The 21,252-nt window shown below is 70.9% G+C and carries 14 protein-coding genes; 9 read left to right on the forward strand and 5 right to left on the reverse strand.

Translation table 11 applies throughout. The features are described from left to right. The first annotated feature begins 3 nt into the window (after nt 1-3). Nucleotides 4-396 carry a Rid family hydrolase gene (locus tag AC07Q9_RS23720; protein WP_447746431.1) on the forward strand — a complete coding sequence of 131 codons (393 nt, stop codon included), beginning with the start codon at nt 4-6 and terminating at the stop codon, nt 394-396. After that, nucleotides 393-2,744 carry a penicillin acylase family protein gene (locus AC07Q9_RS23725; protein ID WP_495311985.1) on the forward strand — a complete coding sequence of 784 codons (2,352 nt, stop codon included), beginning with the start codon at nt 393-395 and terminating at the stop codon, nt 2,742-2,744. Before AC07Q9_RS23720 ends, AC07Q9_RS23725 begins: the two co-directional genes overlap by 4 nt. Before the next feature lie 42 nt (nt 2,745-2,786). Here AC07Q9_RS23725 and AC07Q9_RS23730 read toward each other — a convergent pair whose 3' ends face one another. The 5 genes from AC07Q9_RS23730 to AC07Q9_RS23750 all read right to left on the reverse strand — a co-directional run bounded on the left by AC07Q9_RS23730 (nt 2,787) and on the right by AC07Q9_RS23750 (nt 6,109). Beyond that, nucleotides 2,787-3,146: a hypothetical protein gene (locus AC07Q9_RS23730; RefSeq protein WP_095746312.1), complete on the reverse strand. Its 360-nt coding sequence runs from the start codon at nt 3,144-3,146 to the stop codon at nt 2,787-2,789. A 103-nt stretch (nt 3,147-3,249) separates the two neighbouring features. Next, nucleotides 3,250-3,633, reverse strand: coding sequence for a roadblock/LC7 domain-containing protein (locus AC07Q9_RS23735; RefSeq protein WP_062469906.1), 384 nt, complete (start codon nt 3,631-3,633; stop codon nt 3,250-3,252). 50 nt (nt 3,634-3,683) lie between these two features. Continuing rightward, nucleotides 3,684-4,208, reverse strand: a complete 525-nt coding sequence (locus AC07Q9_RS23740) for a GTP-binding protein (protein WP_062469903.1) — start codon at nt 4,206-4,208, stop codon at nt 3,684-3,686. Beyond that, nucleotides 4,205-4,921 (reverse strand): hypothetical protein, encoded by a 717-nt coding sequence (locus AC07Q9_RS23745; protein WP_495311986.1) that lies wholly within the window; start codon nt 4,919-4,921, stop codon nt 4,205-4,207. Before AC07Q9_RS23745 ends, AC07Q9_RS23740 begins: the two co-directional genes overlap by 4 nt. Before the next feature lie 348 nt (nt 4,922-5,269). After that, nucleotides 5,270-6,109: a plasmid replication/partition related protein gene (locus AC07Q9_RS23750; RefSeq protein WP_495311987.1), complete on the reverse strand. Its 840-nt coding sequence runs from the start codon at nt 6,107-6,109 to the stop codon at nt 5,270-5,272. 175 nt (nt 6,110-6,284) lie between these two features. Between AC07Q9_RS23750 and AC07Q9_RS23755 the strand changes: the two genes are divergently transcribed. The 7 genes from AC07Q9_RS23755 (at nt 6,285) to AC07Q9_RS23785 (ending at nt 21,247) form a co-directional block, all read left to right on the forward strand. Then, a complete protein-coding gene (locus tag AC07Q9_RS23755; RefSeq protein WP_495311988.1) occupies nt 6,285-6,818 on the forward strand; it encodes a sigma-70 family RNA polymerase sigma factor in 534 nt (177 codons plus the stop codon). A 39-nt stretch (nt 6,819-6,857) separates the two neighbouring features. Further along, nucleotides 6,858-7,106, forward strand: a complete 249-nt coding sequence (locus AC07Q9_RS23760; protein ID WP_495311989.1) for a FecR/PupR family sigma factor regulator — start codon at nt 6,858-6,860, stop codon at nt 7,104-7,106. A gap of 157 nt (nt 7,107-7,263) precedes the next feature. After that, nucleotides 7,264-7,512 carry an MbtH family protein gene (locus AC07Q9_RS23765; RefSeq protein WP_070062433.1) on the forward strand — a complete coding sequence of 83 codons (249 nt, stop codon included), beginning with the start codon at nt 7,264-7,266 and terminating at the stop codon, nt 7,510-7,512. A 5-nt stretch (nt 7,513-7,517) separates the two neighbouring features. Beyond that, a complete protein-coding gene (locus AC07Q9_RS23770; protein WP_495311990.1) occupies nt 7,518-8,264 on the forward strand; it encodes a thioesterase II family protein in 747 nt (248 codons plus the stop codon). Then, nucleotides 8,242-8,943, forward strand: coding sequence for a 4'-phosphopantetheinyl transferase family protein (locus AC07Q9_RS23775; RefSeq protein ID WP_495311991.1), 702 nt, complete (start codon nt 8,242-8,244; stop codon nt 8,941-8,943). Before AC07Q9_RS23770 ends, AC07Q9_RS23775 begins: the two co-directional genes overlap by 23 nt. 5 nt (nt 8,944-8,948) lie before the next feature. Continuing rightward, nucleotides 8,949-14,216, forward strand: coding sequence for an amino acid adenylation domain-containing protein (locus AC07Q9_RS23780; protein ID WP_495312125.1), 5,268 nt, complete (start codon nt 8,949-8,951; stop codon nt 14,214-14,216). Next, nucleotides 14,216-21,247 (forward strand): SDR family NAD(P)-dependent oxidoreductase, encoded by a 7,032-nt coding sequence (locus AC07Q9_RS23785; RefSeq protein WP_495311992.1) that lies wholly within the window; start codon nt 14,216-14,218, stop codon nt 21,245-21,247. The genes AC07Q9_RS23780 and AC07Q9_RS23785 overlap by 1 nt, the downstream gene beginning before the upstream one ends. Nucleotides 21,248-21,252 lie beyond the last annotated feature (5 nt).

The following is a 21,252-nucleotide window of genomic DNA, read 5'->3' on the forward strand; positions in this document are numbered from 1 at the left end:
CACATGCAGACCGCCGACTTCCCCTTGCCCTTTGTCAATGCGCCCTACAGCCGCGCGATGTTCGACGACGAGTGGATCTTCGTCTCCGGCACCATCGGCATGGACTACGACACGCAGACGCTGGCCGTCAGCGCCGAAGACCAGACCCGGCTGATGGTGCGCAACATCGAGAAGTACCTGGCGGCCTGTGGCGGGCGGCTCGAGCAGGTCATCAACTACACGCTGATCGTGGCCGGCGCCGAGCACCTGGGCGCGGTGGTGAAGACGCTGTCGGAAGTGCTGCCCTGCAAGCCGACCGGCACCGCCATGCTGGCCGGCATCGCCGTGCCGAAGGCCTGGGTGGAGATGCAGGTGATTGCGCGCAAGAGCCAGCCGGTGGGCGGGGCCAGGCCATGACACCGCGCGCCAGCGGGTTGCTGCGTGCCGGTTTCTGCGCGCTCGCCTGCGTCGTGGCCGGCTGCGGCGGCGACAGCGGAGGCGGTGGCGGCTTCTTCGGTGGGCCGGCGGTGACGCCACCCTCCGCCCCACCCGCGTCGAGCGACACCTACAGCGCCGAGGTGCGCTGGACGCAATACGGCCTGCCGCACATCAAGGCCAGCAACTACGCGGGCCTGGGCTATGGCCATGGCTACGCCGTCGCGCGCGACCACCTGTGCCTGCTGGCCGACCGCGTGCTCACGCTGCGCGGCGAGCGCTCGGAACGCTTCGGCCCGGACGGCCTGGCCACCGTGGCCTTCCTGCAGATTTCCAACCTGGACAGTGACCTGTTCTACCGCGTGCAGCTGTCGGACGACGAGGTCGAGACCGCCTGGCAGGGCCTGTCCACCGATGCACGCCAGCTCGCGCAAGGCTATGCCGCCGGCTTCAACCGCTGGGTGCGCGACCTGTCGCCCGAGGCGCGCCCCGCCGCGTGCAAGGGCCTGGCGCTGCCGCAGATGGAAGCCAGCGATGTGGTGCGCGCCACGATGCAGGTGGGCTCGCTGTGGAAGGCCTTGAGCGTCGCGGCGTACGCCTCGGCATCGACCTGGGACCAGCTGGGCGCGCCACCCGTGGCGAAGGCCGAGGGCGACCGCCCACCGACGCAGCGCATGGCCAGCAACGCCTGGGCCTACGGCGCCGAGGCCACGGGAACGAACACCTCGATCATGGTGGCCAACCCGCACACGCTGTGGCAGGACCACTGGCTGCTGATGCACCAGATGCACCTCACCATTCCCGGCGAGATCGACGTGATGGGCGCCGACTTCCTGGGCCTGCCGCTGCCGCTGTCGGGCTTCACGCGGCACCTGGCCTGGAGCATCGAAGCGCCCTCGACCGTGACCTATCCGCTGCTGGTGGCGCTGGACGTGAAGCCCGGTGCGAAGCCTTCGTACACGGTCGACGGCGCACCGCGCGAACTGACGATGAAGACCGTCGCGCTGCGCGTGAAGCAGCCCGACGGCAGCGTGCGCACGCAAAGCCACGACCTGCCGTACTCGCACCTCGGACCGCTGTACCGCTTGCCTGCGGAAGCGGGCCGCCCGGTCGGCTGGCATGCCGTGACCGACCCCAACGTGGCGAATGCGCGCGCGCTCGACCAGATCCTTGCCGTGGCGAAGGCGCGCGACATCGGCGCCTTCGAGCAGGCGGTGGCACGCAACCGCGGCATCACCGCGCACCTGATCGCGGGCGACAGCCAGGGGCAGGCGATGTACATCGAGTCGGGGCCGCTGCTCGACATCGGCGATGCCGCGCTGCGCGACTGCGCCGTCGTGCCGCCGCCCGACGACGCCACCGTGCCGGGCGCACTCGACGGCCGTCGCAGCGCCTGTGCGGTGCGCGATGCCGACGGCCAGCCGCGCCTGGCACCGGCCTCCCGCCTTCCGGCGCTGGCCACGCGCGGCATCGTGCAGAACGCCAACGACAGCTACAGCCTCTCGCTGGTGGGGCGCCAGCTCGATGGCTATTCATTGCTGCTCGGCAGCGCGAAGGCTCCGCCCAGTGCGCGCACGCTGATGTCGCAACGGCAGATCGAAGACAGCCTGACCGATGGCCGCATCGATGTGGCCGAAGCCACCAACCTGGTGTTCGGCAATCGCAATTACCTGGCCGAGACCACGCTCGATGCCGTGCTGGCCGCCTGCACCAGCGCGAAGGGCGATGCCACGGTGCAGCGCGCCTGCGGCATCCTGGCCGCGTGGGACCGGCGCCACAACGTCGACAGCCGCGGTGCCTTGCTGTTCGTCGAGCTGGGGCCCCGGCTCGAAAGCCTGCCTGGCCTGTATGCCCAGCCCTACGACCCGGCACATCCGTTCCGCGTGCGGCCGGTGTCGTCGGCGGCGGGCGTGACGGCGGGCATCGTCGCGGCGATACGCGACACGGCCGATGCGCTGGCGGCGCTGGGGCTGCGTGGCGACGAACGATGGGGTGACATGCTGGCGCGGCCCACGCCGCGCGGCCGCGTGCCGCTGCATGGCGGCCCGGGCGGGCAGGGCGTGCTCAATGCGCTGGAGGGCGCGCCGCTCACGAAAGACGGCTACGGCGACATCATCGCCGGCACCTCGTACGTGCATGTGGTCACGTGGGCGCAGGGCAAGCCGGTGGCGCGCGTGATGGTGGCGGGCGGGCAGTCCAGCGACCCGGCTTCGCCGCACCACGACGATCAGCTCGAACTCTTCTCGCGCAAGCAGCTGGTGACGCCGCCCTTCACCGAAGAGGAGATCGCGGCCGACCCGAAGCTGGAGCGGCGCACGTTGCGCGAGTGACGGTGTCGCCAGGCCCTGAACGGGGCCTGGCAACGACGTCGCTCAGACCGTCATGCCTTGTTCGACGTCGAGCGTCTTGCGGCGCGCCATGGCCAGGTTCGACTTGGTCTTGTCCAGCACCAGGTAGACGAACAAGCCTTCCTTCTTCTGCATCGGGCGGATGATGTGGTACTGCTTGCCGAGCGTGATCAGCATGTCTTCGATGCTGTCGTTCAGGCCCAGGTCGCGCATGGTGCGCAGCTTGGCGCGGACCACTTCGGTGTTGCCGGCGGCGGCCACCTCGAGGTCGACGCCCGAGCCGATCTGGCCCAGGATCATGCCGCTGCTCGAATCGACCAGCGCCGCGCACAGGGCGCCGTCGCAGGTCATCAGGTCGTCCATGGATTGCTTGATATTTGCCATCGAAATCTTTCCTAGTCCTCGCCCCTGAAAGTCGGCGGCCACCCGGGCGAAGGGGATGGGCGGCTGCCGGTGTCGAATGGGTGTGGTGGGCCGATGCCCGTCGTCAGGCGTGCTGCAGCAGCTGCGTTGCCTGTTTCGCGAAGTAGAGGACCTGGCCGATGATGGCTTCGCGGCTGGTGACCACGCTCACGATCAGCGTCATCTCGGGATGCCGCGCCTGCAGCATCAGGATGTGGCCGTGCGTGGCCTCGATCGCCACGTTGTCGCAGTGGCCCAGCTGGCTTTCCTCGCCGGCCACGGCGCCCAAAGCGGCGAGCGAACTGGCGATGGCCGACAGGCGCGCGACCTGTGCGGTGTTCTCGACGCGCGCGGCCAGCTCCAGGCCGTCTTCGGTCGAGATCACCACGGCCTTCACGCCCTTGATTTCCCGCATCAGGGTGTCGATGGCCGATTCCGCTGCAAGCCTGATTCTTGGAGTGATGTTCATTGCTGCTTGAATGGAATGAGAAGGAGAGAAAGAGAAAAGGAGTCGTGTCGTCAGACCTCGAGCTGGAGCAGGAGCAGTTCCAGCAGCTGCACGACCTGCTGCGCATCGGTGACGTTGGCCGGCAGCACCGGGCACACGACGCCCTTGGCCTCCATGCGCCGGGCGTAGGCGTCGATGCCGGGGCTCGGGTGCGTTTCCATGCGGCCCACCGCCACCACGCAGGCGGTCTGCGCGATGAGTTCGGCAAAGCCGTCCAGGTAGATGTCCAGGTCGGCCAGCGGATCGGGGCGGCTGTTGTCCACCAGGATCACCACGCCGAGCGCGCCGCGCCCCAGGATGCGCCACATGAAGTCGAAGCGCATCTGGCCGGGCGTGCCGTACAGGCGCAGCTTCTCGCCGTTGTCGAGCGTGAGTTCGCCGTAGTCCAGGCCGACCGTGGTGGTGGCCTTGGCGACCGAGGTGTCGCTGTTGCGCACATCGGTGCTCACGGGCGGGATCTCGCTCACGCCGGCGATGGCCGTGGTTTTGCCGGCGCCCATGGTGCCGGTGAAGAGGATCTTGTGTTCTACGGTCATTGAGGGCCTGACGGCAGCAAGCCGAGTCGGTTCCTGATGCGTGCCAGCAGGCCGGGCTGCACGGTGTCGCGGGCGGGTGCCGGGAAGCGGCTGTCGGGGAAGACGCTGTCGGGGGCCGAGGCGGCCACAAGAACGCCGGGGCTGGCGGCGCGTTCGAGCAGGCCGGCGCGCTGCAGGTCGGCCAGGAAGTCCGCGCACTCCTGGCGCGTGGCGGGCGAGCGCTGCTGCAGCGACAGCACCGACGCCGGCCGGTTGGACATCAGCGTGGCCAGCCGCAGGCGGATCGGCGCTTCGAGCACCGCCGCGGGCGGCCAGCGCAGCATGCGGAATTCTTCGTGCTCGCCGATCGGCACCTCGGTCACGGCCAGCCCCAGGCCGCGGGCGTGGACCACCATCGCGCCGAGGCGGTTGAGCGCGACTTCCAGCGCATCGGTGTGCAGCGGCAGGGCGAGGAAAGGGCCGCGCTGCGGGTCGGCATGGGCGACGGTCAGCGTGGGCACCGCCGGTTGGAACGAAGAAGCCGCAATGGCGACCTGTTCGCCGACGACCCGCAGGTCGGCCTGCTCGGCCTTCCACGACCAGTTCTGGTGCGTGCGGTGGTCGAGCAGCCGGATCAGCGACTTGAGCAGCACTTCTTCCCGGTGCGCCAGTCCCTCGACGCTGTAGCTCAGCAGGGCGCGTTGACTTTTGGGAACAGTGTTAACGGCCGTCATGCAGCCTCCGCAAAGCGAAGCCCGCCAGCCGACCGCTGCGGGGCATTGCGTTCAACCGCATCGAAAACACCGATTGGGGGCGGCATCGCCGTTCTTTTTGCAACTTAAGCACTCACTGTAGGAAGTTGGACGGTGACGCCGTCCGCAACGCTGGCTTGGAGAACTAAAGTGTTTGTTTGGAGGTGGCGTCAAAAATATAACACTTGTTGCAAATAAAAACACAAGATTACGAACAACTGTTTTCAGTGGGTCTCGGACGCGACAAAGCCTCGCGGGCCGCAGCGCGGCGCGCGAGGTTTCAGGGGGCGGTGAAAGAGGCGGGCGCGCAGAACGGCGCCCGCCGGGGCGTCAGTGCGCCAGTTGCGCCTGCAGCGCGGCCACTTGCCGGCGCAGGTCCGCGTTTTCGGCCGTGAGTTCGGCCACGCGCTGTTCCAGTTGCTGGACAGCGTCGAGCGACGCCGGTTCGGCGCCTTCTTCGGTTTCAGGTGCGGCCTCGCGCGGCTTGCGCTTGGCCTCGCGCACGCGCTTGGCGGCCTGCTTGAGTTCGTCCTTGCCGGCGTTGGCGGCCGTCACCTGCTCTTCGGCGGGCAGCGAGGCGACGGCCGCAGCCGTGTTGATCGAGATCACGCCCGATTTCACGGCCGCCACCAGCTCGGGCGCGGCCTGCTTCTGGATCTTCTCGATCATCGTGACCTGGCTGCTGCTCAGGCGCGCGGCGCGGGCGATGGCCTCGCGGCTGTTCAGCGGCACGGGCGGCGGCAGGGCTTCGTCGGAAGCGGGAGTGGAGGTCGAAGCGGGCGCGTCGTCGACATCGAAGGGCGGATCGTCCGCCGTGGTCGGGGTGGTGACGGTGCTGCGGGCGCGGCGCTCGTCCACGATGTCCTTCTTGCGCAGGGCCAGCACGCCGCGCAGGTAGTCCGAGATGCTGCGGCGGCCCAGGTGCTGGTCGATCATCCACAGGTGCACGTCCTGCAGCGTCTTGAAGCGCGTGTTCTGCACCGTCTGGAACGGCAGGCCGTGCTTCTGGCAGATGCCGTAGCGGTTGTGGCCGTCCACCAGCACGTCGCCCCACAGCACCAGCGCGTCGCGGCAGCCTTCGGTGAGGATGCTGCGTTCGAGGGCTTCGTACTCCTCCGGCGTCAAGGGATCGATATAGGCTTTGAGTTCTTCGTTGACGACGATGTTCATGGGTACGGGAGCAATGTAAGGGGCGGAATTTTAGGTGTCTCGGTTTCGGCCGCTCAAACGTCTAGACAGGGAGAGAGACGGAAAGGCGCCACTGGGAAAAACAGGGCTCTTTTGCGTCATCAAATGGTAATAGTTCTTATTTGCATCTTTGCCCTTGAACACTTCAGGAGTACCCATGGATCTGTCGCTTTCCCCGTCCGCGCCCACGCTGGGGGAGGTCTTCATCGCGAACCGTGCCCAGCTCCAGCGCGTCGCGCAGAAGATCGTCCGCACCGTTGACCTCGCAGACGAAGTGCTGCAGGACGCCTACCTGAAGCTCGCCGACGGCGCTTCGGTGCGCGATGTCCGCAAGCCGCTCGGCTATTGCTGCCAGGTGGTGCGCAACGTGGCGGTCGACTACCACCGCCACCATTCCGTGGAGGCCAGCTACCGCACCTACTGCGACGACGTCGAACTCGTGAGCCCGCCCAGCAGCAACGACGCACCCGACCGCGTGCTCGGCGGCCGGCAGGCGCTGGTGGCCATCGACCGCGTGCTCGAAGCGCTGCCGCCACGCACCCGCCTCGCGTTCGAACTCAACCGCCTGAGTGGCCTGACCCAGCGCGAGATCGCCGCGCGCCTGGGCTGCTCCGCCACGCTCGTGAACTTCATGATCAAGGACGCCGACGCCGCCCTCGAAAGCTGCCGCTACCTCGTGCAGGCCGCCTGAGTTTTCCGACGCACCGCATCGGCGCTACGATGGCCGCCGATGAGCAGCAGTCCCAACGACAAGCAAAGCGATCCCACCTGGCAGACCGCCTGGGCGTGGGTTCGCCGCCAGCACGCCGGCGAAGGCGCGCTCGACGCCGCCGCGAGCGCCGAGCTCGCGCAATGGCTCGCCGCCGAGCCCGCCCATCGCCAGGCCTACGAAGAAGCGGCCCGCCTCTGGTTGCTCGTGGGCCTCGTGCCGCCCGCGCACGACGTCCCTTCGCCGGACGCCGAAGACGCAGCCCGCTAACCCGCACGCTCTTTTCTCGCAGTTCCAACTGCGGCCCCGCCGCGGCGCGGCCGTGCGCGGCTTTCATGCACAGAGGACTAAACACCCGGCCTCGCGGCGCGTCTTGTATCGCAAGGGCAAACCCTGCCCGTCATTGCACTTACCAAGAGGACCGCCCATGTCTACCAGCTGTTTCGACCGCGAGGACGAGACCTTCATCGTGCTCGTCAACCACGAAGCGCAGTACTCCATCTGGCCGCACTGGAAGGCCGTGCCCGGCGGCTGGACCGCCGTCGACGGCGTCAAGGGCGACAAGAAGACCGTGCTCGACTACGTCGAAGCCCAGTGGACCGACATGCGCCCCAAGTCGCTGCGCGACTGGATGGCCGCGCAGCAGCAGAGCGACAACGCGTCCGCCTCCGCCTGACGCACATGCAGGCCTCGCTGCCCCTGCTGTGCCTGCCCTGCGCGGGCGCCAGCGCCACCATGTACCTGCGCTGGCGGCGTGCGCTGCCGCACTGGATCGAGGTCGTGCCGGTCGAGCTGCCGGGCCGCGGCGGGCGCCTGGGCGAGAGCTTCGTCGACGACTTCGACCGCATGGTCGCGCAGCTGTGCGCCGAGCATGAAGGCGTGCTGCGCGGTCGCTACGCGCTCTTCGGCCACAGCATGGGCGCCTTGCTGGCCTGGGGCATGGCGCAGCACCAGCGGCAGCAGCAGCGCCCGCTGCCGGGCGCGCTGATCGTCTCCGGCAGCGCGGCACCGTCGCAGCGCGACCCCGACCGTTTTCTCGACACCGCCGACGACGCGGCCCTTGTCGCCGACCTGCGCAAGCAGGGCGGCACGCCCGACGAACTCTTCGACAGCCCCGAGCTGCTGCGCATGACACTCGACACCCTCGGCGCCGACTACCGCCTGTGCCGCAGCTTCGTGCACGCCGACCCTGCGCCGCTGCCCGTGCCGCTGCATGTGCTGGCCGGCCGCCAGGACGACATCGCCCCGTGGCGCATGCAGGCCTGGGCCGCCGAGACCACGCATGCGCGCTTCACGCTCGAGGGGTTCGAGGGCGGCCACTTCTTCATCCGCCAGCACGAGACCTCCGTGCTGGCTGCGCTGGCGCGGCACCTCGCGCCGGCGCTGATGGCGGCAGGAGGCGTCGATGCGGCTCGTGCCCTGGCATGACCCGTTGCCGCCGGGCATCGCGTTGCACCGCCTGGACCTGGACCTTGCGGCCGAGGACGGTGATGCCTGGGCCGATCTCACGCCCGACGAGCGCGCACGCGCGACTCGCTTCGCCCGCCACGCCGACCGCGTGCGCTTCGCCCACACCCGCGCCGCCGTGCGCCGCCTGATCGCGCAGCGCCTTGCCTGCTGTCCGGCGGAGGTGCCGTTGCGCGCCGACGCACACGGCAAGCCCTTCGTCGAAGCCGGCAGCGACAACGCCGCACCCCTCTTCAACATCTCGCACGCCGGCGACCACGCGCTCATCGCGCTGGCCGATCCGGCGCGCGTGCGCTGCGTGGGTGTCGACATCGAAGCCTGCGCGCGCGACCTCATGGCCGACGCCGATGCGCTGCTCGCCATGGCCTTCACCGCGCGCGAGCAGCGCGAAATTCGCAGCGACGCCGACCTGCCACGTGCCTTCTACGGACGCTGGGTCGGCAAGGAGGCCGTGCTCAAGGCCGCCGGCGTCGGCATGGCCGAGCACCTGCAAAGGGTCGGCATCCACCCCGATGCCCATGGCGCGCTCGCCGTCGACTGCGCCGTGCCCGCGTGGGCCGGCATCGAAGCGATGGCGCTGTCCGCGCCGCCGGGCTACGCCGCCGCGCTGGCCTGGCACACCAAGGAACAACCCCTGTGAACCCGATGCATCCCGTGGACTTCGTGACCCACCTGCGTGGCCTCGCCGCGCAGCGCCCCGACGACATCGCCTTGATCGCCATCACCGACCGCGACGGCGCCGCACTCGACACGCCCATCAGCTACCGCACCCTCGACGCGCGCGTGCGCGGCCTCGCGGCGCACCTGCAGCAGGCTTTCGCGCCCGGCGGTCGCGCGCTCATCATGCTGGACAACAGCGACGACTATGTCGTGAGCTTCTTCGCCTGCCTCTACGCGGGCCTCGTCGCCGTGCCGGTGTTCCCGCCCGAGTCCACGCGCAAGCGCCACCTGGGCAAGCTCGAAGGCATCGCCGCCGATGCCGGTGCCTGCTGCGTGCTGACCCACGCCGCCATCCGCGATGCGATGGCGGGCTTGGACGCTGCCTTTGCGCAGGCCGTGCTCATCGCCGTCGATGAGATCGACGCCGCCGGCGCCGACGCATGGCGCCCGCACACGCCGGCCGCCACCGACATCGCCTTCCTGCAATACACCTCCGGCTCCACCTCGGCGCCCAAGGGCGTCATGGTCACGCACGCCAACCTGATGGCGAACATGCGCGCGATCGAAGAGGGCCTTTCGGTCTGCACGAGCGACACCTTCGTCACCTGGCTGCCGCTGAACCACGACATGGGCCTCATCGGCGGCCTGCTGCAGCCGATGCACCGCGGCACGGTCGTGGCGCTGATGTCGCCGCGCTACTTCCTCGAGCGTCCCGTGCGCTGGCTCGAAGCCGTCTCGCGGCTGCGCGCCACCGTCAGCGGCGGGCCCGATTTCGCCTACCGCCTGTGCCTGGACCGCGTGTCCGACGCGCAGTTGCAAAGGCTCGACCTGTCGTCCTGGCGCCTCGCGTTCTCCGGCGCCGAGCCGGTGCGCGCCGACACGCTGCGGTCGTTCCAGCAACGCTTCGCGCCCGCAGGCTTTCCGGCCGAAGCGGTGTACCCCTGCTACGGCCTGGCCGAATCGACGCTGTTCGTCACGGGCGGGCACCGCGGCGCCGGCATGGTCGCGCACGCCTTCGACAAGGCACGCCTGGCGCAAGGCGCCGTGGTGCGCGACGACGGCGGCGCGATGCTCGTGGGCTGCGGCCGCAGCGTCACGCACCACGCGGTGCGCATCGTCGACACCACCACGCTGAGCGTGGGCGCCGATGGCGCCGTCGGCGAAATCTGGGCCTCGGGCCCGAGCCTGGGCAGCGGCTACTGGAACAAGCCCGAGGTGTCGCAGCAGACCTTCGTCGAGCACGACGGCACGCGCTGGCTGCGCACCGGCGACCTGGGCTTCGTGCACGACGGCCAGCTCTATGTGGCCGGCCGCATCAAGGACATGATCATCGTGCGCGGCCACAACCTGTACCCACAGGACATCGAGCGCGAAGTGGAGCGCGAGGTCGAGGCCGTGCGCAAGGGCCGCGTCGCGGCCTTCGCGGTCGAGGGGCTGGAAGGCGAGGGCATCGGCCTTGCGGCCGAGGTGTCACGCAGCATCCAGAAGCTGGTGCGGCCCGAGGTGCTGGTCGAGGCGCTGAGCGCGGCCGTGAGCGAGCAGTGCGGCGAGCCGCTGTCGGTCGTGATGCTGCTCAACCCCGGCGGCATGCCCAAGACCACGAGCGGCAAGCTGCAGCGCGGCGCCTGCCGCCAGGGATGGATCGATCGCACGGCGGACGCCTATGCGATCTACGCACACGGCGCGTTCGTGCTGGGCGGCAGCGCCCCCGCAGTCGACACAGCCGAAGCCGCACTCGACGACGTCGAACAGGCCCTCGTCACGATCTGGCACGAGGTGCTGCGCCGCCCCGCCGAGCGGCCGCTGGCGCGCGACGCGCACTTCTTCACCCACGGCGGCAACTCGCTCGCCGCCACGCAGGTGGCCGCGCGCATCGGCGAGCGCTGGGACATCGACTTTCCGCTGCGCGCGCTGTTCGAGCAGCCGCGCCTGGGTGACCTCGCGCGCGAACTGCGGCGCGTGCGGGCGCTTGGCCAACGCCGCGCGCACCAGCCGATCCCGGCCCTGCCGGCCGAGCGCCGCACGGGGCTGCTCGCGCTGTCGCATGCGCAGGCGCGCCAGTGGTTCCTCTGGCAACTCGATCCGCAGAACAGCGCTTACCACGTGGGCGTGGCGCTGCGCCTGTCGGGCGTGCTGGATGCCGACGCACTGAAGGCGGCGCTCGAAGACCTGCTCGCGCGCCACGAGAGCCTGCGCACCGTGTTCCGCACCGCGGCCGACGGCACGGTCGGCCAGCAGGTGCTGCCGACGGCGCCGCTGGCGCTCGCCCACATCGACCTGCGCGCGCTGCCGGTCGACGAACGTGAAGACGCCGCCGCCGCACAGGCACGCGCGCTGCAGGCCGAGCCCTTCGACCTCGCAGCCGGCCCCGTGCTGCGCGCGGCCTGGCTCCAGCTCGGCGACGCGCACCACATCCTCGCGATCGTCACGCACCACATCGCGTCCGACGGCGCCTCGCTGCAGGTGCTGCTCGACGAGTTCGGCGTGGCCTATGCGGCGCACGCGAAGGACGAGACGCCGTCGCTCGCCACGCCACTGATCCAGTACGCCGACTACGCCGCCTGGCAGCGCGACTGGCTCGCCGCCGGCGAGGCCGAACGCCAGCTGGCCTACTGGCGCGCCCAACTCGGCGACGACCATCCCGTGCTGGCCTTGCCCACGGACCGCCCCCGCCACGCGGTCGCCAACTACCGCGCGGCCTCGCATGCCTTCGACCTCGACGCAGTCCTCGTCGCCCGCCTGCACGCCACCGCGCAGGCGCATGGCGCCACGCTGTTCATGGTCTTGCTCGCGGGCTTCCAGGCGCTGCTGCATCGCTACACGGGTCAGCCCGATGTGCGCGTGGGCGTACCGGTCGCCAACCGCCACCGCCCCGAGACCACGGGCCTCATCGGCTTCTTCGTCAACACGCAGGTGCTGCGCGCCACGCTGAACGGCCGCACTCCGTTCGCGCAACTGCTGGCCCAGACCCGCGAGGCCGCGCTCGGCGCACAGGCGCACCAGGACCTGCCGTTCGAGCAGCTCGTGGACGCCCTGCAGCCGCAGCGCAGCCTCAGCCACAACCCGCTGTTCCAGGTGATGTTCAACCTGCTGCGCGAAGACACGGCGGTCCTGCGCGGCCTGCCGGGCCTGGCGGTCGACGAGTACCGCATGGAGGACAGCGCCGCGCAGTGCGAACTCGCGCTCGACATCCGCGAGCGCGCCGACGGCCAGGTACGCGCGGTCTTCACCGCGGCGGCAGAGCTGTTCGATGCGGCGACGGTTGCGCGCATGGCTGCGCACTACCGCGCGTTGCTCGACGCGCTGACGGCCGACCCGGCCCGCGCCATTGGCGATGCGCCGTGGCTCGCTGCCGAAGAGCAGGCGCAATTGCATGCCTGGGGCACGGGTACATCGTCCGCATTGGCTGCGACGCCCGCGCATCGCCTGTTCGAAGCGCACGTCCGCCGTGCGCCGGATGCCGTCGCGTTGATCGCAGGCGACACCGAACTGTCCTACGCCGCCCTCGACCGCCGCGCCAACCATATTGCGCACCGCCTGCTGTGCCACGGTGTGCGGCCCGACACGCGGGTCGCCGTGGCCGTCGATGCCCCAATCGACCGCGTCGCCAGCCTGCTCGCCGTGCTGAAAGCCGGTGGCACCTACCTTCCGATGGACCCGTCGCACCCGCCGAAGCGGCTGTCGGAGTTGCTGGCCGGCAGCGGCGCCGCGCTGCTGCTGACGGGCAGCCGCAGCTCGGTGACCGGACCCCTCACGCGCATCACGGTCGATGACGCATCGCTCGACGACGAATCGAACGAGGCCCCGCAAGTCACGCTGCACGACCACCACCTGGCCTACGTGATCCACACCTCGGGCACCACCGGTCGCCCCAAGGGCGTGGCGGTCGCGCACGGTGCGCTGTCGATGCACCTGCAGGCCATGGCCGAGGCCTGCGGCTTCACGGCGAGCGACCGCTCGCTGCAGTTCGCGCTGCCGCATGTCGATGCCGCCATCGAGCAGTGCCTGCTGCCGCTGACCTCCGGCGCCGCACTGGTGCTGCAGCCGCAGTGGTGCTCGCTCGCCAGCGAACTCGATGCCCTGCTGCAGCGCCACCGCGTCAGCGTGGTCGACCTGCCGCCGGCCTACGCGCGCCAGCTGCTGCAAGACCAGCCACCGTTCCAGCACGCCGTGCGCCTCGCGCTCTTCGGCGGCGAGGCCTGGACCGGCGAAGACCTCGCGCTGGTCCGCCGCGTGCTGCACCCGGCATGCGTCGTGAACGCCTACGGCCCGACCGAGGCCGTGATCACGCCAACCCTGTGGTCTGCGGAGGCCGAGGCCGTCGTGCAGGGCTACGCCCCCATCGGCCGCCCGGTCGGCCGCCGCACCGCCCATGTGCTCGACGCCGACCTGCAGCCCGTGCCGCAGGGCGTGCCCGGCGAGCTGTACCTCGGCGGCGAAGGCCTCGCGCGCGGCTACCTCGGGCGTTCGGCCCTGACGGCCGAGCGCTTCGTCGCCGACCCCTTCGATCCATCAGGCGGGCGCCTGTACCGCACCGGCGACCTCGTGCGCTGGCGCGCCGACGGCCAGCTCGAGTACCTCGAACGGCTCGACCACCAGGTGAAGGTGCGGGGCTTTCGCATCGAGCTCGGCGAGGTCGAGGCGCGCTTGCGCGAGCAGCCCGGCGTGCGCGAGGCGCTGGTGTGCCTGCACGAGGGCGCAGCCGGCCCCTCGCTCGTGGCCTACGTCGCACGCGCTGCAGGCGCATCGCTCGACGCGACCACGCTCAAGACGCGGCTGGCGCAGGCGCTGCCCGACTACATGGTGCCCTCGGCGTTGATGGTGCTCGACAGCTTCCCGCTCGGCGCCAACGGCAAGGTCGACCGCCGCGCGCTGCCCGCACCGGCGGCCGCCGGCGCGCCAGGCTACGAAGCCCCCCACGGCGACGTCGCGCAGACGCTGGCCGCGATCTGGGCCGAGCTGCTCAAGGTCGAACAGGTCGGCCTGCACGACAACTTCTTCGACCTCGGCGGCAACTCGCTGCTCGTGATCCGCATGCACCGGCTGGTGGAAGACCGCCTGCAGCCGGGCCTGGCGGTGGTCGACCTCTTCAAGTACCCGACCGTCGGCGCACTCGCCCGCCACATCGAGCAGAAGGGGCGCGGCCCCGCCGTCACCACTGCTACCGACGACGCCGCGCAGGCGAAACAGCGCGCGCAGCAGCAGCGCGCGGCCCTGTTGCAACGCCGCCGACCCACGGAAAGAACCCTCTGATGCACGCGCAAGACGACACCCCGCTTTCCCCCGAAACCACGGGCCTCGAGATCGCCATCGTCGGCATGGCCGGCCGCTTTCCCGGCGCGCCCGACGTGGACGCCTTCTGGCGCAACATCCGCGACGGCGTCGAGTCGGTCACCGTCTTCAGCGACGACGAACTGCGCGCGCGCGGCGTGCCCGAGCGCGCACTGGCCGATCCCGACTACGTGAAGGCCGGCGTGCTGTTCGACGGCTTCGACCGCTTCGACGCCGGCTTCTTCGGCTATTCGCCGCGCGAGGCCGAGCACCTCGATCCGCAGCAGCGCATCTTTCTCGAATGCGCCTGGGAGGCGATGGACCACGCGGGCTGGCCGACCGGCCAGAAGGGCGGGGCGCCGGTCGGCGTCTACGCGGGCGACGGCCCCAACCTCTACCTCATGAAGCACCTGCTGCCCGCCGTCGGCATCGACGCGGGCACCGGCATCGCCGACATGCTGGGCCTCATGAGCGGCAACTCCGCCGGCTCGCTGTGCACGCGCGTGGCCTACAAGCTCGACCTGCGCGGCCCGGCCCTGAGCGTGCAGACCGAATGCTCGACCTCGCTGGTGGCCGTGCACCTGGCCTGCCAGGGCCTGCTGAGCCACGACTGCGACATGGCGCTGGCCGGCGGCGTGTGGCTCAACCTGCTGCAGGAGGGCGGCTACCGCTACCAGAACGGCGCCATCCTTTCGCCCGACGGCCACTGCCGCGCCTTCGACGCCCAGGCCGCGGGCACGGTGATCGGCAGCGGCGCGGGCATCGTCGTGCTGCGCCGGCTGGCCGACGCGCTGCGCGACGGTGACACCATCCACGCCGTCATCAAGGGCACGGCCGCCAACAACGACGGCGCCGACAAGATCGGCTTCACCGCACCGAGCGTGCAGGGCCAGGCCGGCGCGATCCGTGCGGCGCAACTGATGGCCGACGCGCCCGCGCACACCATCGGCTATGTCGAGGCGCACGGCACGGGCACTACGCTGGGCGACCCGATCGAGCTGGCCGCGCTCACGCAGGCTTTCCGTGCCGACGGTGGCGATGGCGGGCGTTGCGGCTACTGCGCCATCGGCTCGGTCAAGACCAACATCGGCCACCTCGATGCGGCAGCCGGCGTGGCGGGGCTCATCAAGGCGACGCTGGCGCTGCGCCACCGCACGCTGCCGCCGAGCCTGCATTTCGAGCAACCGAACCCGCAGATCGATTTCGCGAACAGCCCGTTCCGCGTGAACACCGGGGCGCAGCCCTGGCCCGAGGGCGACACGCCGCGCCGGGCGGGCGTCAGCTCCTTCGGCATCGGCGGCACCAATGTGCACGTCGTGCTGGAAGAGGCGCCGCCCGTCGCTGCGTCCGAATCAACGACAGGCTGGCAGGCGCTGCCGCTGTCGACCCGCAGTGCGTCCGCAACGCGCCAGGCCGCACAGCAACTGGCCGATCACCTGCGCACGCACCCCGCGTTGCCGCTCGCCGACGTCGCCCACACCCTGCAGGCGGGCCGCCGCGTCTTCGAGCATCGCAGCGCCGTGGTGGCCGACCACGCCGAAGGGGCCGTGCAGCTGCTCTCGGCGGGCGAAGGACTGGCCGTGCGCGCCGCACCCGCGCAGGCACCCGAAGTGGTCTTCCTCTTCCCCGGTGGTGGCACGCAACATGCGCAGATGGGCCGCGCACTCTACGAGGACGACGCGGCCTTCCGCGACGACATCGACCGCTGCTGCGCGCTGCTGCAACCCGAGCTGGGCTTCGACCTGCGCACCGTGCTGTTCCCCGCGCCCGGCGGCGAAGCCGAGGCCGACGCGCGGCTGTTCGACATCGCGCTCGCGCAGCCCGCACTCTTCGTCGTCGCGTACGCGATGGCGCAGTGGTGGATGCGCCGCGGCGTGCGGCCCGCGGTGATGATGGGCCACAGCCTGGGCGAGTACGTCGCCGCCTGCCTGGCGGGCGTGTTCCGCCTCGAAGATGCACTGCGTGTCGCGGCCCTGCGCGGACGCCTGCTGCAGTCGATGCCGCCCGGCGCGATGACCGCCGTGCCGCTGTCGCAAGCCGCGCTCGCGCCCTTCCTGGCGCCGGGCTGCGACCTCGCCGCCGCCAATGCCGAGCAGCTGAGCGTGATCTCCGGCCCGCGCGAGGCGGTCGAGGCCGCCGAGGCGCGGCTGCGCGCGGCGGGCCACCTGCCGCGCCGGCTGCATGTGTCGATCGCCTCGCACTCGGCGATGACCGAGCCGCTGCTCGCGCCGCTCGAAGCGCTCATCGCCTCGGTGCCGCGCCGGCCACCGACGATCCCCTTTGTCTCGAACGTCACGGGCCAACTCATCACGCCCGAAGAGGCCATGAGCCCCGCCTACTGGGCGCGCCACCTGCGCGGCACCGTGCAGTACGCCGACGGCGTGGGCACCTTGCTGCAGGTGCCGGGCCGCGTGCTGCTCGAAGTCGGCCCCGGCGAAACGCTGGCGGGCCTGGCGCGCCAGCATCCGCTGGCCGACACCGCCGCCGGCGTGCTCGCCAGCCAGGTGCACCCGCAGCAACAGGCGCGCAACGCGCAGCAGATCGCGCAGACGCTGGCCCAGCTGTGGGTGGCGGGCGTGGACATCGACTGGGCCGCCTGCCGCGCGGGCGCCGCGCGTCGGCGCGTGCCGCTGCCGGCGTATCCGTTCCAGCGCCGCCGCTACTGGGTGGAAGCGCCTGACGCCGCAAAGGCGGTGCAACGCACCAACGCCGACGCGTTCTACGTGCCCTCGTGGCAGCGCACGGAGCCGTTGGTGCTCGCGCCTTCAAGCGATGCCGACGGCTGCCTGCTCGTGCTCGGCGACAGCCGCAGCCTCACGGGCCACCTCGTGCGCCAGCTGCGTGCGCAGGGCCGCACCGTGGTGCTGGCCGAGCGCGGCAGCGCCTTCGCGCGCACGGGCCACGGCCACTGGACGCTGCGCCCCGGCGCACGCGACGACCACGCCCGCTTGCAGACGGAGATCGCGGCCGACTTCGGCGCCATCGCCGGCATCTACCACCTGTGGAGCCTCGACGAAGCGCTGCCCGCGCAACAGCCGCAGGCCGAGCTGCTCGAGCGCAGCTTCTTCAGCCTGCTCGCGCTCGTGCAGTCGCTCGAAGCCGGCGAGCGCACACTGCCGCTCGCCGTCGTCGCCAACCAGCTCGAAGACGTCACCGGCACCGAGCCGCTGTGCCCCGAGAAGGCCACGCTGCGCGGCATCGGCAAGGTGATCGGCCAGGAGTACCCGTGCGTGCATTGCCGCGTGATCGACGTGGTGCTGCCTGCGCCCGAGAGCGATGCCGAAGGCCGGCTGGTCGCGCAGATCGTGGCCGAGGCCGCGGCGCTGCAGGCCGAGCCCGGCGAGCCGCTGGTGGCCTGCCGTGGTGCGCACCGCTGGATCAGGACCTACGAGCCCGCGACGTTGACCGCTGCCGTGCAGCCGCGCCTGCGCCGCGAGGGCGTCTATCTCGTCACCGGCGGCTTGGGCGGTGTCGGCCTCGCGCTGGCGAAGCACCTGGCCGTGCAGTGGCAGGCGCGGCTGGTGCTGCTCGGCCGCATCGCGCTGCCGCCGCGCGCGGAATGGCTCGCACTGGTTGCGGCCGACAGCACGCCCGCCGCTCTGAAGCTGCGGCTACAGCAATTGCTCGAACTCGAAACGCTCGGCGCACAGGTGCTCACCGTGTCGGCCGACGTGTCCGACGCCGACGCGATGCGCGCCGTCCTCGCACAGGCGAACGATCGCTTCGGCCCGCTGCACGGCGTCGTGCACGCCGCCGGCGATGCGGGCGGCGGCATGATGGCCGGGCGCACGCGCGCGCAGGTCGACACCGTGTTCGCAACCAAGGTGCGCGGCACGCGCGTGCTGCTCGACGCGCTGCGCGGCCAGCCGCTGGACTTCGTGCTGCTGTGCTCGTCCATCTCCAGCGTGGCCGGCGGCCTGGGCATGAGCGACTACGCCGCCGCCAACGCCTACCTCGACGCCGTGGCCGTCGCGCACGAGCGGCTCGGCGCGTTCCCGGTGTTCTCGGTCAACTGGGACGCCTGGCGCGGCCTGGGCATGGCCGCGCACATGGACGTGCCCGACGACATCGGCATGGACGGCCCCGAAGGCGCGCGCGTCTTCGAGCGCATCGTCAACGGCCCGGCGCGCGCGCAGACCGTCATTTCGACCACCGACCTGGCCACGCGCCTGGGCCCGCTCGACAACGGCATGCTCGACCTGCTCGGCGACGAGGCACCGGCCGCTGCCGCAGGCGCGGCCCACCCAAGGCCCGCGCTGCAGACCCCGTTCGTCGCGCCGCAGGGCGAGGTCGAAACCGCGCTCGCCGCGCTGTGGACCGAGCGCCTGGGCATCGCGCCCATCGGCGTGGACGACAACCTGTTCGAGCTCGGCGGCGACTCGCTCGTCGCCATCCAGTTGCTGTCGCGCGTGCGCAAGTGCTACGCGACCGAGCTGCACCCCAGCGAGTTCTTCAAGGCGCCGACCATCGCCGGCCTGGCCGCGCGGCTCGGTGTCGCCTCGACCGCCGCCGCGCCACAGCGCAGCGCGATGGAGATCACGCCCGTGGCGCGCGGCGGTGCGTTGCCGCTGTCGCCGATGCAGCGCCGCCTCTGGCTGGTCGACCGCCTCACCGACGCCGCCAACCGCAGCGGCCGTGCGGCCTACAACATGTCGGCCGGCCTCGCGCTGCACGGCGAGCTCGACATCGGCGCGCTGCGCGCCGCCATCGACGCCATCGTGGCGCGCCACGAGGTGCTGCGCACCGTGTTCACTGAAGACGACGACGGCGAGCCGATGGCCGTCGTGCGCCCCGGCGCGCCGCTCGACATTCCCGTCATCGCACTCGACGACGGCGCGCGCTACGGCCCCCTGTTCGATGAACTCGTGCGTGCACCGCTCGCGCTGGCCGAAGGGCCACTGATCAAGGCCACCGTCGTGCGCATGGCCGCGCGCGAGCATGTGCTGGTGCTCGTGGTGCACCACATCGTGTTCGACGGCTGGTCGATCGCCGTGTTCGCGCGCGAGCTGGCCGCGTTCTACGAGCGCGCGCGGCGCGGCCAGCCGCTGGCACTGGCACCGCTGCCCGTGCAGTACGTCGACTACGCCGCCTGGTATGCGCGCACTCTGGCCTCCGACGGCTTCGCGCCGAAGGCCGCGTTCTGGCGCGAGCGGCTGGCGGGCGCACCGCAGGCCTCGGGCATCAAGCCCGACCACCAGCGCCCCGCTGTGCCCACGCACGCCGGCGACTCGGTGCGGCTCACGCTGTCGCCCCCGCTGTTGCAATCGCTGGCCGCGCTCGCGCGGGCGTCGGACACGTCGCTGTTCACGTTGCTGCTGTCGTCGTTCTTCCTGTTCTTCCACCAGGCTTCGGGCGCCGACGACATCGTCATCGGCACCGACGTCGCGGGCCGCGGCCACCCGGACCTCGAAGGGCTGCTCGGCTTCTTCGTCAACGTGGTGCCGCTGCGCTCGCGCCGTGCGAAGACAGGCACCGACTTCGCGCAATGGCTGGCCGCCACCAGGGCCGACACGCTGGCCGCGATGGACCACCAGGACGTGCCCTTCGACCGCATCGTCGAGCTGTCGGGCGTGCCGCGCGCACGCGACCGCAACCCGCTGGTGCAGGTGCTCTTCGTGCTCCAGAACACGCCCGAGATCCGGTTCGCCATCGAAGGCGCCGAGGTCGAGGTGCTGCCCCAGCAGATGAACGAATCCAAGTTCGACCTGGCGGTGTTCGCCAGCGAACACGACGGCGCGCTCACCGCCGAGTGGGTGTTCGCCACCGACCTCTACCGGCGGGAGACCGTCGAAACCTTCACCGCTTCGTGGCATGCGCTGCTGGAGCGGATCGTCGCCACACCCGGCCGGCCGATCGACGCGCTGGCCCCCATGCCCTCGGAGGAATCCATCGCCATGACAAACGCTCCCAACGTCCGCCCGGCCTCGAAACTGGACAAACTCGGAAAGCTCGACGCCCTGGGCGCCGGCCGCGCGCCCGTGCGCGCCGCCGCGCGGCCCGCCGTGCAGACCTCGTTCCTCAAGCCCGGCGCCGAGTTCCCCATCGTGCTGCAGGCCACCAGCCCCGAGCTCGACACCGTCGCCTGGGCCAAGGGCCAGGCCGACTACATCGAGATGCTGGTCGCCAGGCACGGCGGCATCCTGTTCCGCGATTTCGGCCTGAAGACCCCGCAGGACTTCGAGGCCTTTGCCGAAGCCATCGAGCCCGAGCTGTACGGCAGCTACGGCGACCTGCCGAAGAAGGAGGGCGGCAAGAAGACCTACCGCTCCACGCCGTACCCCGAGCGCCAGATGATCCTGTTCCACAACGAGAGTGCGCACCTGGACCGCTGGCCGCGCAAGCAGTGGTTCTTCTGCGAGCTGCCGTCGCCCGTGGGCGGCGCCACGCCCATCGTCGACTGCCGCGAGATGCTGCGCCGCCTGCCGGCCGAGGTGGTGGCCGGTTTCGAGCGCAAGGGGCTGCAGTACGTGCGCACCTTCACGCCCGGCCTGGACGTGAGCTGGCAGGATTTCTACAAGACCGACCGCCGCGAAGACGTCGAGGCGCGTCTGGCCGCCGCCGGCATCGAATGGCGCTGGTTCGACGGCGACACGCTGCAAACGCGCACCCGCTGCCCTGCCGTGATCCGCCACCCGCTGACCGGCGAGCGCGTGTTCTTCAACCAGGTGCAGCTGCACCACGTCGCCTGCCTCGAGCCGCAGGTGCGCGAAGACCTGCTGGCCATGGGCGGCGTCGAGCGCCTGCCGCGCCACGTGACCTACGGCGACGGCTCGCCCATCGCCGACGAAACGATGGCCATCGTCGGCCAGGCCTACGAGGCCTGCGCCGTGCGCTTCGACTGGCGCCAGGGTGACGTCGTGATGCTCGACAACATGCTCGCCGCCCATGCACGCGACCCTTTCGAGGGCCCGCGAAAGATCGTGGTGGCGATGGGTGCGATGTTCGACCGCGCCGCGCTCGACGACGGCGCGCGCGTTGCCGAGTCCCGCCTGGCCGACGAACAGGGCGCCTGAACGAA

It is taken from the genome of Variovorax sp. GW821-FHT09A10, assembly GCF_059418385.1.

Coding starts and splice junctions, on each gene's coding strand:
- AC07Q9_RS23755 (WP_495311988.1), top strand. CDS start 6,285: ATGGATCTGTCGCTTTCCCCGTCCGCGCCCACGCTGGGGGAGGTCTTC.
- AC07Q9_RS23770 (WP_495311990.1), top strand. CDS start 7,518: ATGCAGGCCTCGCTGCCCCTGCTGTGCCTGCCCTGCGCGGGCGCCAGC.
- AC07Q9_RS23765 (WP_070062433.1), top strand. CDS start 7,264: ATGTCTACCAGCTGTTTCGACCGCGAGGACGAGACCTTCATCGTGCTC.
- AC07Q9_RS23730 (WP_095746312.1), bottom strand. CDS start 3,146: ATGGCAAATATCAAGCAATCCATGGACGACCTGATGACCTGCGACGGC.
- AC07Q9_RS23760 (WP_495311989.1), top strand. CDS start 6,858: ATGAGCAGCAGTCCCAACGACAAGCAAAGCGATCCCACCTGGCAGACC.
- AC07Q9_RS23750 (WP_495311987.1), bottom strand. CDS start 6,109: ATGAACATCGTCGTCAACGAAGAACTCAAAGCCTATATCGATCCCTTG.
- AC07Q9_RS23785 (WP_495311992.1), top strand. CDS start 14,216: ATGCACGCGCAAGACGACACCCCGCTTTCCCCCGAAACCACGGGCCTC.
- AC07Q9_RS23735 (WP_062469906.1), bottom strand. CDS start 3,633: ATGAACATCACTCCAAGAATCAGGCTTGCAGCGGAATCGGCCATCGAC.
- AC07Q9_RS23740 (WP_062469903.1), bottom strand. CDS start 4,208: ATGACCGTAGAACACAAGATCCTCTTCACCGGCACCATGGGCGCCGGC.
- AC07Q9_RS23745 (WP_495311986.1), bottom strand. CDS start 4,921: ATGACGGCCGTTAACACTGTTCCCAAAAGTCAACGCGCCCTGCTGAGC.
- AC07Q9_RS23720 (WP_447746431.1), top strand. CDS start 4: ATGCAGACCGCCGACTTCCCCTTGCCCTTTGTCAATGCGCCCTACAGC.
- AC07Q9_RS23780 (WP_495312125.1), top strand. CDS start 8,949: ATGCATCCCGTGGACTTCGTGACCCACCTGCGTGGCCTCGCCGCGCAG.
- AC07Q9_RS23725 (WP_495311985.1), top strand. CDS start 393: ATGACACCGCGCGCCAGCGGGTTGCTGCGTGCCGGTTTCTGCGCGCTC.
- AC07Q9_RS23775 (WP_495311991.1), top strand. CDS start 8,242: ATGCGGCTCGTGCCCTGGCATGACCCGTTGCCGCCGGGCATCGCGTTG.